The 12309-nt window shown below is 63.3% G+C and carries 11 protein-coding genes; 2 read left to right on the forward strand and 9 right to left on the reverse strand.

The window, feature by feature from the left end:
- Positions 1-22 precede the first annotated feature (22 nt).
- The 6 genes from ACEOAC_RS11350 to ACEOAC_RS11375 all read right to left on the reverse strand — a co-directional run bounded on the left by ACEOAC_RS11350 (position 23) and on the right by ACEOAC_RS11375 (position 7153).
- Entirely contained in the window at positions 23-1327 is a 1305-nt protein-coding gene (locus ACEOAC_RS11350; protein WP_413628849.1) for a c-type cytochrome, read from the reverse strand.
- Positions 1324-3588 (reverse strand): molybdopterin cofactor-binding domain-containing protein, encoded by a 2265-nt coding sequence (locus ACEOAC_RS11355; protein WP_413628850.1) that lies wholly within the window; start codon positions 3586-3588, stop codon positions 1324-1326. Before ACEOAC_RS11355 ends, ACEOAC_RS11350 begins: the two co-directional genes overlap by 4 nt.
- The gene (locus ACEOAC_RS11360; RefSeq protein ID WP_006463042.1) at positions 3585-4091 is read right to left on the reverse strand and encodes a (2Fe-2S)-binding protein; all 507 of its coding nucleotides are present in this window, start codon (positions 4089-4091) and stop codon (positions 3585-3587) included. Before ACEOAC_RS11360 ends, ACEOAC_RS11355 begins: the two co-directional genes overlap by 4 nt.
- Positions 4092-4258: 167 nt before the next feature.
- Complete coding sequence (locus tag ACEOAC_RS11365; protein ID WP_241811720.1) at positions 4259-5239, reverse strand: NAD(P)H-quinone oxidoreductase; 981 nt, start codon at positions 5237-5239, stop codon at positions 4259-4261.
- 77 nt (positions 5240-5316) lie between these two features.
- Positions 5317-5655, reverse strand: a complete 339-nt coding sequence (locus ACEOAC_RS11370; RefSeq protein ID WP_234293819.1) for a carboxymuconolactone decarboxylase family protein — start codon at positions 5653-5655, stop codon at positions 5317-5319.
- Positions 5656-5713: 58 nt separating this feature from the next.
- Complete coding sequence (locus tag ACEOAC_RS11375; RefSeq protein WP_413628851.1) at positions 5714-7153, reverse strand: NAD-dependent succinate-semialdehyde dehydrogenase; 1440 nt, start codon at positions 7151-7153, stop codon at positions 5714-5716.
- A gap of 120 nt (positions 7154-7273) precedes the next feature.
- On the opposite strand from ACEOAC_RS11375, the gene ACEOAC_RS11380 reads away from it, so the two are divergent.
- Complete coding sequence (locus ACEOAC_RS11380) at positions 7274-8206, forward strand: LysR substrate-binding domain-containing protein (protein WP_413444723.1); 933 nt, start codon at positions 7274-7276, stop codon at positions 8204-8206.
- 76 nt (positions 8207-8282) lie between these two features.
- On the opposite strand, the gene ACEOAC_RS11385 is transcribed toward ACEOAC_RS11380, so the two are convergent.
- From ACEOAC_RS11385 to ACEOAC_RS11395, 3 genes are all read right to left on the reverse strand, one after another.
- A complete protein-coding gene (locus ACEOAC_RS11385) occupies positions 8283-9059 on the reverse strand; it encodes a response regulator transcription factor (RefSeq protein ID WP_413444722.1) in 777 nt (258 codons plus the stop codon).
- Between the two features lie 409 nt (positions 9060-9468).
- Positions 9469-10101, reverse strand: a complete 633-nt coding sequence (locus ACEOAC_RS11390) for a helix-turn-helix domain-containing protein (RefSeq protein WP_006463062.1) — start codon at positions 10099-10101, stop codon at positions 9469-9471.
- Entirely contained in the window at positions 10094-10765 is a 672-nt protein-coding gene (locus ACEOAC_RS11395) for a DJ-1/PfpI family protein (RefSeq protein WP_413444721.1), read from the reverse strand. Before ACEOAC_RS11395 ends, ACEOAC_RS11390 begins: the two co-directional genes overlap by 8 nt.
- Positions 10766-10987: 222 nt before the next feature.
- Between ACEOAC_RS11395 and ACEOAC_RS11400 the strand changes: the two genes are divergently transcribed.
- Positions 10988-12304, forward strand: coding sequence for an MFS transporter (locus tag ACEOAC_RS11400; RefSeq protein ID WP_241811714.1), 1317 nt, complete (start codon positions 10988-10990; stop codon positions 12302-12304).
- The last annotated feature ends 5 nt before the right edge of the window (positions 12305-12309 follow it).

The following is a 12309-nucleotide window of genomic DNA, read 5'->3' on the forward strand; positions in this document are numbered from 1 at the left end:
TAGCCGATGCGGCTAGGCGATCTCAGTGCGGGCGTTGGCGCGCGACCATGTCGGTGGTGACCGTCCCCTGCTTGCCGCCAAACTGGAAGATTACGTAGTTGCTGAGCTGGGCAACCTCGTCGTCAGTGAGTGCGGCAGCAAAGGCGGGCATGAAGACCTCGTGTTCGCCTATCCGCATCCGCGCACCGTGCAGGATGGTCTGTACCACGTTCTGTCCCGAGCGGTCATTGACCGAGCGCGCGCCGAGCAGGGCCGCGTAAGGCGTTTGCGGACCCTGGCCGTTCCACTGATGGCAGCTGGCGCAACTTGCTTCGAACAGTTTCAATCCGGCTTGCAGATGGGACGGCGTCTGCGGCGAGGGAGAATAGGCCATCGAAGTCGTCACCGCCGGTGGCCTGGCGTTGATGGACGTCGGCTTGTCGCCGACCTGCGGGGCGACGCCGCGCAGATAGCTCATGATGGCCTGGATATCCTTGGGGGCGAGATACTGCAGGCTGTTTTCCACTGCTTCACCCATCGGACCACCGGCCGAGCCGCGCCCGTCGGCATGGCCGGATCGCAGGTACTGGTACAGCTGTGCGTCGGTCCAGGTGCCGATCCCGTGTACCGGGTCGGAAGTGATATTGGGGGCGTGCCAGCCGTTGACGTCGGCCCCGGAGAGTTCCCTGGCCTGGTTGAGCGCGAAGCCGATATTGCGTGGTGTATGACATTCCGTGCAGTGCGCCAGGGCGATGGCGAGGTAGGCGCCGGTGTTCCATTGGGCCGACTTGTCTGGTGCCGGCTTGAAGCGCTCGCTACGGAAGAAGGCGGCATTCCAGAAACCCATGGCCCAGCGCTGATTGAACGGAAAGGAGAGCTCCGGCTTGCGGGTTTCCTGGGTGACCGTGGGCAGGCTGAAGAGATAGGCCTTGATGGCCAGGACATCGTCGCGGCTCAGCTGGGTATAGGAGGTATAGGGGAAGGCCGGGTAGAGGTGCTGGCCATCCTTGCGGACGCCCTCGTGCAGTGCGCGCACGAAGTCGTCGTCGCTCCAGTTGCCGATGCCGGTCGTCTTGTCGGCCGTGATATTGGAGGAGTACAGCGTGCCGAACGGCAACTGGAAGGCCAGGCCTCCGGCAAAGGGCTTGCCTCCCGCCACCGTGTGGCAGGCGATGCAGTCGGCGGCCATGGTCAGGTACTGGCCGCGCTGGATGCGCGAGGCATCGGCCGGCGCACCGTAGACCACCGGCGCCGTGCCGGCGGGCGCTTCGGGTCGTGCCAGGCAGGCATAGGCGGCCGCACCGATGGCGGCGACGACCAGGGCGGCGCTCATGAGAAGTCGTTTCATGCCGCTGCCTCCGGGTTGGATGGTGCAAGGTCGAAGGTTTTCAGCAGCGTATGCTGCGGCCGGGCCAGCAGAGCGCGGCGCACCGGCAACTCGCGCAGGCGCACCCCGGTGGCGGCGTAGATGGCATTGGTCAGGGCCGGCGCAGCAATGGCGGTGCCGACTTCGCCGATGCCGCCAGGTGCCTCGGTACTGTTGACGATGTGAACCTCGACGGCGGGCGTTTCGTTCATGCGGAGCATGCGGTAATCATTGAAATTGCCTTGTTCGATGGCCCCGTCGCGCAGGGTGATTTCGTTGAACAGCGCGGCGCTCAGTCCGAACAGCAGTCCGCCCTGGATCTGGGCCTCGATGGAGCCGGTATTGACGGCGATGCCGCAATCGACCGCGACCACGGCGCGCCGCAACTGCACCTCGCCCTGCGGCGTGACCTCGACATCGACCATGGCACAGACCCGGGTACCGAAGGGTTCGGCCAGGGCCACGCCACGGCCCGCACGATTGGAAGAAGCGGTCCGCACGGGCTGCGAACTGCCCCAGCCCATTTTGGCGGCGGCCAGTTTCAGGACCGCGGTCGAACGCGGGTTGTTCTTCAGCAGGGCCAGACGCCACTCCACGGGGTCGCGCCTGGCGCGGTGCGCCAGTTCATCGAAGAAGCTCTCCACGATGAAGATGTTGTGCAGCGCGCCCACCCCGCGCCACCAGCCCACGAGGAGGCCCGGTGGCATGTCGTGACGCACCCATTCGACCTTCATGCTGGCGATCGCATAGGGGAGCTCGGCCACGCATTCGATGGCGTCCCCATCCATGCCGTTTTTGCGCATGCCACCGGGACGCCAGCGGCCCAGGACGGTGCCGCTGCAGACGCGGTCGCCGTACCAGAGCGGCATGCCGTTCTTGTCCACCACGGCGGAAATGACGTCGTGATACATCGGTCGCACGATGTCATGGCGGATATCTTCTTCACGGGTCCAGACGATTTTCAGCGGATAGGGGACCAGCCGGGCGAAGCTCACAGCCTGGTCGACGTAGTCACTCTCCAGACGCCGGCCGAAACCGCCTCCCAGATACTGGCTGTGCAACACGATCCGTTCGACCGGCAGCCCGGTGATCCGGGCGGCGTTGGCAACCACCCGGGTGGGGACCTGGGTGCCGGCCCAGATCTCGCAGCGGTCACTGCGCACATGTACGGTGGCATTCAGTGGTTCCATGGTCGCATGCGCGAGCATGGGCAGCTTGTAGGTCGCCTGGATGAATTCGCCGGCGGGGCGGCTGCCCACTTCACGACCGACAATCGCCTGGCCGCTGGCCTGGCTGCGGGCCAGGTCTTCACGCAGTTCGCGGGTGGTGAGGCGGGCGTTGGGGCCGTGCTGCCACTGGATGTCCAGGGCTTCCATGCCCCGTTTGGCGGCCCAGAAGTTGGTGGCTACGACCGCCACCGCATTGTCGATGCGGAGCACCTCGATCACGCCCGCAATGGCGCGGGTAGCGCGGTCGTCGACGCCGACCAGTGCGCCGCCGAAGGTCGGACAGGCCTTGACGGTGGCGATGCGCATGCCCGGTACGGCCACGTCGATGCCGAATCGCGTGACGCCACGGACCTTGTCAGCGGAATCCAGGCGCGCCATGGGTTTGCCGATGAGTCTGAACTGCGCCGGGTCCTTGAGCTTGACCTCACCCGGGTCCGGCAGGCGGGCGGCGGCCTGTGCGACCTGAGCGTAGCGGAGGCTGCGGCCCGATGGAGGGTGGTGGATGACGCCCCGTTCGACCACGCAGGAAGACGGCTGCACCTTCCATCTGGCGGCGGCAGCCGCCACCAGCAGCGTGCGGGCGACGGCGCCGGCCTGGCGCAATTCGGTGAAGGTGCTGCGGGTACTGGTGGAGCCGCCGGTGATCTGCGCCTTGAGGAGCTTCATGCCATAGAGTTCGTCGCTGGGCGGCGCGTGTTCGACCTGGATCTGGTCCAGGTCGACATCCAGTTCTTCAGCTAGCAGCATGCAGGAGCCGGTGTAGATGGCCTGCCCCATCTCGACCATCGGCATGACCAGGCGGATGGCGCCGTCGGCGTCGATGCGGATGAAGGCGTTGGGGGCGAAGGCCGGGGCGCCGTCGGCAACCGCGGCCGCCGCATCGGCGGCCTGGCGATGCGGGGATACCAGCGCCATCGCCTGACGCGGCGCGCCCAGCCAGCTGAAGGCCACCGACAGGCCGGCCGCCTTGAGCAGGCGACGGCGGTTGGGCGAGAAGCTGTTCGGGCGGCTCATTTGCGGCCTCCCGGTGCGCTCACAGGGATGGCCTGGGTGACCTCGATCTTGCCGCTGGCGGCTTGCTTGATGGCCGCGCGAATGCGCACGTAGGTGGCGCAGCGGCAGATATTGCCGGACATCGCGGCATCGATGTCGTCGTCGGTGGGCGCGGGATTGCGCGCCAGCAGTGCCGACGCCGACATGATCTGGCCGGACTGGCAGTAGCCGCACTGGACCACGTCCACGGCCAGCCAGGCATCCTGGATGCGCTTGCCGGTGGGGGTCTGGTCAATTGCTTCGATGGTGGTGACCTGGCGGCCGCCGACGGCAGACACCGGCAGCACGCAGGAGCGCACCGGGTCGCCATCCAGGTGGACCGTGCAGGCGCCGCACTGGGCGATGCCGCATCCGAATTTGGTGCCAGTCATTCCGATCACATCACGGAGCACCCACAGCAGCGGGGTGTCGCCAGCGATGTCCACCGTGTGCGGGTGGCCGTTGACCTTGAGCGTAAAAGACATGGGGAGACTCCGGGAAATAGGTCCGACTGACCGCTACGCAGGGTAGCAACGATGGAAGAGGGCGATAACTATACAAAGGTGTTAAACCGCCAGCATTCACACACGTGTGCATACACCTGCATACGTGTGTGAATGCTGGACGGCATGTACATAGCGGCCGTAGCGCCTTACATGGTCAGCACGATCTTGCCCACGTTCAGGCCATCTTCCATGCGCTGCTGGGCGGCACCGGCCTGGGCCAGCGGATAGACGCTGTCGATGACCGGGTTCAGGCCGTCCTTGCCGAACTGCGACAGCCAGCGCTCCTTGAAGCGGCGCGACATGGCGTGCTTGACCTCTTGCGAACGTGACTTCATGACCGTGCCGATGATCTGCAGGTGACGATAGAGCAGGCGATCCAGCGGAATGCGGGCGTTTTCGATGCCGCCCATGATGCCGATCTGCACCATGCGTCCACCAAAGTCCAGGGAGTTCACGTTGCGCTCGAAATAGGGCGCGCCGATGAAGTCGAGGATGAGGTTCACGCCGCGATTGTCGGTCAGCCTGGCGACCACTTCGGCGAAGTCGTCGGTCTGGTAGTCGATGGCGTGGTCGGCCCCCATCTTGCGCACCAGCGCATGGGCGCTGGCTTGGGCAGTGGTGATGACGGTGGCGCCCACCGCATGGGCCAGCTGAACCGCCGCACCGCCCACGCCGCCTGCGCCGGCATGCACCAGCACGGTTTCGCCCGGCTCCAGCTTGCCCAGGTAGATGAGCGCTTCATGCGCCGTGACGAAGACTTCGGTGATGGCCGCCGCCTGGACATAGTCCAGGCCCTCGGGGATGGGCATGGCCATGCGGTAATCGATGCGCGCCATCTCGGCATAGGCGCCACCGCCGACGATACCCATGACGCGGTCGCCCACCTGGTAGCCCGTCACTTCACTCCCCACGGCGACGACTTCACCGGCGATTTCCAGGCCCATGATGGTGGAGTCGCCGAAGTCGGGCCAGCCATAGCCACCGCGACGGTGGGTCAGGTCGGCGCGATTGACGCCGGCGGCATGGGTGCGCACCAGCAGGTCGGTTGGGCGGAGCACGGGGTCGGGGGCATCGCCGATTTTCAGGACGTCGGCAGCGCCGAATTGTTCAAAGAGGATGGCTTTCATGGTGGTGGTTCTTTCTATGTTCAGGAGTGGAAAGGTGGGAAGTGGCGCCGTGAATCCATCACGGCGCATCAGCCGGTTCAGGTGCTTGCGTCGTCCTGCCCGGACAGGGCCGCATTGGCATAGGCCGATGCCGTGATGGCTGCCGGGAAGCCGGCGTAGAAGGCCAGATGCGTGATGGCGGCGCTCAGCTCGGTCCGGGTCAGGCCGTTCTGGATGCCCCGGTGCAGATGGGCGGGTAATTCGTTGGCGTGGTTCATCGCGATCAGGCAGGCGATGGTGATGAGACTGCGGTCGCGCGGGGCGAGGTCGCTGTCATTCCAGACCTCGGCGTAGAGTGGTGCCTCGACCAGATCCGACAGCTTCGGCGTGAAGGCCCGGGCTGCGGCGCGGGGGCTGGTGAAATCGATGGGGGTCATGATGCTTCCTTGGTCGTATTGATCCGCTGATCCGCCGATCCGCGAATCCGTTGTGGTTTCAGGCCTGGCTGATGAACTTGTTGGTCAGGTAATGGTTGATGCCCTCGATGCCCCCTTCGGAGCCGTGGCCGCTTTCCTTCATGCCGCCGAAGGGTAGTTCGGTGGCGATGATGCGGTACTGGTTGATGCCGATCATGCCGGCCTCCAGGCCATCGCCGACGTCCAGCACGGTGCGGGCGTCGCGGGTAAAGGCATAGGCCGAGAGCGCATAGGGCAGACGGTTGGCTTCGGCCAGGGCGTCCTTCAGCTGCTCGAAGGGGCGCAGCACGGCGATCGGGCCGAAGGGCTCTTCGTGCATGACGCGGGCGCTCATCGGCACCTCGGCCAGGACCGTGGGTGCAAAGAAATAGCCAGGGCGGTCGATGCGCTTGCCGCCGGTCAAGACCTTGGCGCCCTGTGCCACGGCATCGGCGACCAGGGCTTCCATCTTTTCCAGCTGGCGCGGATTGGCCAGAGGGCCGACCTGGGTGGCCGGGTCCATGCCGTCGCCCACCACCAGCTTGCGGGTGGCTGCCACGAATTGCTCGGCAAAGCGTGCGTAGACGCTGCGCTGGACCAGGAAGCGGGTCGAGGAGATGCAGATCTGGCCGGTCCCGCGGAAGCGGTTGGCGGCACCGCCTGCGGCGGCGGCATCGATGTCGGCGTCTTCGAACACCAGCACCGGACCATGACCTCCCAGTTCCAGGGTGATGGGCTTGACGCCGGCGGCCGCCCGTTGCGAGAGCAGGCGCCCCACCGGGACCGAGCCGGTGAAGGCCACCTTGCGGATGACAGGGGAGGCAATCAGATGCGCCGACACCTGGTCCGGCACGCCGAACACGATCTGCAGCACGCCCTTGGGCAGACCGGCGTCGTCCAGGCAGCGCGCCAGGGCCAGTGCGGTGGCCGGGCTTTCCTCGCCGGGCTTCAGGATCACGCTGCAGCCGGCCGCCAGCGCGGCCGACAGCTTGCGGGCCGGAGTGATGGCCGGGAAATTCCAGGGAGTGAAGGCTGCCACCGGGCCGATGGCCTGGCGCTTGACCAGCTGCTGCACGCCCGGGCGGTTGGCCGGTACCACCCGGCCATCGATGCGACGTGCCTCTTCGGCGAACCATTCGAAGTAGTCGGCTGCGCGCAGGACTTCGTCGCGGCTTTCGGTGAGGGCCTTGCCTTCTTCCAGTGTCATCAGGGTGGCGATGTGCTCGCTGCGTTCGCGCATCAGCGCTGCGGCATCCTTGAGCACCCGTGCGCGCTGCTCGGGAGCAGTGCGGCGCCAGACGTCGAAGGCTGGAGTGGCGGCGGCCAGTGCCAGGTCGAGGTCGGCAGCGCCGGCCATGGGCAGGCGGCCAAGGGCGGCACCGGTGGCGGGATTGATGACGGGCGCGGTATCGCGCTGGCCGGCTTCCAGCCAGTTGCCGTTGATGAAGAGGTAGAGCGGGTCGTAACTAAACTTTTGCATGATGTTCTTCCTGAAGGGGATTCGGTAGCATGTGGACTTGCTGCAGGAAGGAGATTAAAACCGGGGCCTATGCTTGATAAGACCGAGCCGGCCCACAATGGCTATGCAAGGAACGCACAAATGCAGTCAGAAAAATTCGCGGAGTTTCTCGGCGTCTTCGCCGATGTGGCAAGGGAGGGCAGCTTCTCCGGCGCCGGTCGTCGTCGTGGCCGCACGCCATCGGCCATCGGGCGCCAGATCGACACCCTGGAAGCCTATCTCGACACGCCCCTGTTCCTGCGCTCGACCCGCCTGCTCACGCTCACCGATGCCGGCGAGGCCCTGCTGGTGCGGGCCAGACAGATTCTCGATTCGCTGGAGGATGCCCAGCAGGAGCTGGCCTCCATGAAGGGGGCGGTGACCGGAATCTTGCGCGTGGCCTGTTTCCCGACCTTCGGCAAGCGCTATGTTTTGCCGGCCATGGGGGTGATGGCGCGGCAGTATCCCGATCTGCGCCTTGAGCTGGACTTGACCGAACGCCTGGCCGACCCGGTGGCGGAGCGACTGGACCTGGTCATCCGCATCGGCGACATGGCCGACAGCACCCTGATCGGCACCCGCATCGCCACCCAGACCCGTATCCTCTGCGCCAGCCCGCACTACCTGGCTCGTGCCGGCACGCCGGCCTCCATTGCCGATCTGGCCTGCCATCGGCTGGTCGACAAGATGCATGGTTCCGATCTGCTGGGCTGGGCCGATGTGCTCGGCCAGCCGGCCCGGGCGGCGAGCGCCCAGCCGGTGTTCGCCTGCGACGACTTCGAAGCGATGCGCCTGGCGGTCGGAGAGGGAATGGGAATCGGCTATCTGCCGGACTGGGTGGTGGGCCCCGACATCAAGGCCGGGCTGCTGGTGCAGTTGTTCCCGGAGTGGTCGGCGCGAGCCTGCGCGCAGACCGGCATCCACGCCCTGCGCGCGCTGCGGCAACCACCGGCGCGGGTGACGGTCCTGCTCGATACGCTGCGCGCCCATATCGGATTGCCGCCGAGCTGGGCCGTGAATGCTGGTGTCGCCTAGCACATGCGCAAGGCTGTCTGAGCGCAGCCTTAGCCTAGCCCCAGAGCAGTTGATGCTGCACTGAAATACCGCAGACTCAGCCTGCCTTGCTCGGTTTGTCCGGCCGTTTATCGTCGTCCGTAGATTCGTCCGAACGCTTGATGCCCAGCATTGCCGCGATCCGCACCAGCTCGGTCAGCCTGGTCGTGGAGAACTTGCGCATCAGATGGCGGCGATGGATCTTGACCGTGCCTTCGTTGATTTCCAGCAGCGCGGCAGTGACCTTGTTCATGTAGCCGGCCACCACCAGCGCAAAGACTTCCCGCTCGCGCCGGGTCAACGACGCCAATTGCTGGCGTCGCATCCGGATTTCCTCACGCTGCTTCCAGCGTATCGATTCGATCTTTTCTGCCTGCTGTACCGCGGCGCGCAGCTCCGTGGGCCTGACCGGCTTGGTCAGGAATTCGATCGCCCCCTGTTTCATCGCCTGGACCACGGTGGGAATGCTGCCCTGCGCCGTCAGGAAGATGATGGTCGGCGCCTCCCCGGCACTGCGCAGACGCTGCTGGAAGTCCAGCCCGTCGATTCCGGCCAGCTTCAGTTCCAGGATCAGGCAGGAGGGCGCGTCGGCCTTGCGCCTGTTCAGATAATCGGCCTCGTCCGCATGGAAATGGACTTGCCAGTGCTGCCCCTGGCCCTTGAGCGAAGAGCGGATGGCACGGAGGGATTTTTCATCGTCATCGATGACATGGATGTTCAGACGCACGAGCGACCTGCGAGGGAGAAAGGGTGGGCGACGCTGCCTGGCGTGGCGGCTTGATCTGGAGCGCAGCTTAAGACAGGCGATGCACTTCGATAAGCTGCCTGCGGCCATCAACCGTTTTGCGCGGGACGCACAAATCGGGGCGCCTGCCCCGTCCGGCGGGGGGAGGCTATCGCTGGTATGGGGTGACCCATCCTTTGGTATAGCTAGACGCCTGGTGCGGAGATTTGCAACACTGATGCCTGTCCGAGATGAAGTCTCCGGTCTCTGACGTTCCCTGTTGTTGTTGTTGTTGTCGACTCCCGCCAGTACTCCCTCTGGCGTTCAGCCGCCCGTCGTGATTTCCGACGGGCGGTCTTTTTTATGCAGCGGGGCTTGCATGGGTGATCGGCCGGGATGGCGTGGCGGGTTTGGACAGCCGACCCCTTCGGCAGGCAATGAAAGCCAGGTCGAATGCCGAGAGGGGCGACCGTCGAGTCAATCAACAGCCGCTGATCATCGGATGAGTGAGCTTTTTGTCCTACGGGATGATTTTGCTTTGCGAGCGATAGATGACGACCAGTGCGCGTGCCTCGCCGTTCAGGCTGCGCCCACGATGAGGAATGCGCGAATCGAAGTAGATGCTGTCGCCAGGGGAGAGTAGCCAGGTTTTATTGCGGCTATCGATGGTGGCTTCAAATTCGACTTCTCCTTCCAGAATGAACATGAATTCTTCACCTTCGTGTTCAAAGCGGATATCGCGGTCCACCTTGGATGGAAACACCATGATGAAGGGTTCCATCTGCTTGTGGTGTCGCTTGTGGGCCAGGGCGGTGTAATCGTAGCCGAATGAGCTGCCACCTTTGATGACGGACTCCCGCTGCCAGGAGCGAACCACGCAAAGTGCGTCGCTTTGATCGTCAACTTCTTCTGGCTCCAGCAGATCAGCCACATCCGTCTCCAGGACCTGGGCAATTTTGATCAGCGTGCCGATGGGAGGGATGACCTTGGAGTTCTCTATTTTGGAGAGATATCCCTTTGTGAAGCCGGTGGCCGCTGCCAGCTGATCCTGTGTGAACCCCCTGGCCGCGCGCAGTTTTGAAATGCGCTTGCCGAGCTGCAGCTCGATGGCCGTGGGGCTTTCTTCTTTGACTGGATATTCTTCGCTATTCATTTGCCGCATTGTTGATAATGGGGGCCGCAGCCAGGTTGGCCGCACGCGCATGGGTGTACTCCATGATGCGGGCGGTCTGGTCCGCTACGTCACTTCCCAAGTATTTTTCCAGCAAGTAGAGGGTGGCGTCGATGCATCTGGACACGCCGCCGCCCGTAATGATACTGCCATTATCAGTTAGCAAGGCTGCCTTGACGTCAATCCCCGGGTATTGCGATCTCATGATCTCCAATGGGACCTGTTCACCGGTTGCGACCTCCACCTTCGTTGTCGCGACCTGACCTTCCAGCAGGCCCGCAGCAGCCAGGATCATGGCGCCGGTGCAAACGGATGCCACCGTGGCGCGTCCGGCCATCTTCTGCAAGAACGTCAGCGCAGCCTGGTCTGTGCAGCATTGCTGCCATCCGGGGCCGCCCGTGACGATCAGCGTATTGATGGGCGGCAATTCATCAAATCCGTAGTCGGCGATCACCGTCAAGCCATTGGCAAGCCGAACCGGCCCCGCCGCTGCCGCTACTATCCAAAAGCTGATCTCAGGCGCGATGCGACGCGCCATGGACAGCACGCCGATGGTGGCCAGGTCAATTGGTTCGACCCCTTCATAGATAAACACGCCAAATTTCATGATTTCCTCTTCGTGATGAATGTGGGTGGGTATGGTCATTATATGAAACTTTGACGATAAATGTTTCATGGCATGAAATATGCAAGGCTTGACTTCAGCTGGCCTGAATCGCATATTTATGCATGATATTGAGGATTTAGTGGGTTTCATGCTTGTGCGGGACGTTCCAAAATGGTGAGCAAGGTTTCCTGATGTGATCATTTTTGGAGGGCGGCGGTTTCCCGGAAGTTCAACGAACATCGTTTTCGAAAGGACATCAGCATGACAACCAGTTACGACCTGCACGCCCGTGTGCACGATGCAGGCAGTCAGCGCAGCCTGCGTTCCGTGGTTTTCGCCAGCACGATCGGCACCATCATCGAGTGGTACGACTTTCTGATCTACGGTATGGCCGCCGCACTCGTGTTCAACAAACTGTTCTTCCCAAGCATCGATCCTTTGCTGGGGACGTTGGCCGCGTTAGGAAGCTATGCGGTCGGTTTTCTGGCCAGGCCATTAGGCGGTGCGATTTTTGGATATTTCGGCGATCGGCTGGGAAGAAAATCCATCCTCATGCTCACGCTGGTCATGATGGGCTTGGGCACCTTCCTGATCGGTGTGCTGCCGACCTACGCCCAGATCGGTATCTGGGCGCCCATCTTGCTGATCTCCTTGCGCTTCATTCAAGGCATTGGCCTGGGAGGAGAATGGGGTGGCGCCTCGGTCATGGTGCTGGAGCACGCGCCAAAAGAGCATCGAGGGCTTTATGGCAGCCTGGTGCAAGTGGGTTTCCCCATCGGTCTGGTGGTGGCAACACTGGTGTTCGGCGTGATCGCCAAATTGCCGGAGGCTGACATCCTGGCCTGGGGATGGCGGGTTCCCTTCCTGATCAGCGCAGTGTTGATCCTGTTGGGCATGTTCATCCGCAGTAACGTGAGCGAGTCGCCTGTGTTTGAGGAGATGAAGGCGCGTCGGGAGATTGTGAGCAATCCCGTGAAAGAGGCCATCTTCAAGCATCCCAGGAGCTTCCTGGTCGCTGTCGGCTTGAAGATATCGGAAGTTTCCTGGGTCTACATGTTGACGGTCTTTGTCGTGGTCTACGCGACAGGCACGCTGAAGCTACCCAAATCCATGATTCTGGACGCCATCCTTGTGGCAGCGGCGGTCGAGCTCATCACCATTCCTCTGTTTGGATTTCTGTCTGATCGGATTGGTCGCCGGCCACTGTATTTCATTGGCGCGATCTTTACCCTGGCCTTCGCATTTCCTTTGTTCTGGCTATTGGAAATGAGGACGCCCGAGATTGTCATGCTCACCATTGTTGTTGCAATGAGTCTGGGGCATGGCCTGATGTTTGCCCCCGAATCGACCTATTTCCCGGAGCTGTTCGGGGCCAATGTGCGCTATAGCGGCGCATCGTTTGGATTCCAGGTGGCGGCAGCCCTGGGCGGTGGTTTTGCACCGGTGCTGGCAACGGCATTGGCCGGCTATATGGGAGGAACGGCCGGCGTGTCGGTGATGCTCATCGTGCTGGCGCTCATTACCTTGGTTGCAGCGATGTTTGCGCGTGAGACCAGGAACGAAGCACTTCTTAAATAACGAAA

The sequence above is a fragment of the Herbaspirillum frisingense genome (assembly GCF_047325095.1).
GTDB lineage: Bacteria > Pseudomonadota > Gammaproteobacteria > Burkholderiales > Burkholderiaceae_D > Herbaspirillum > Herbaspirillum frisingense.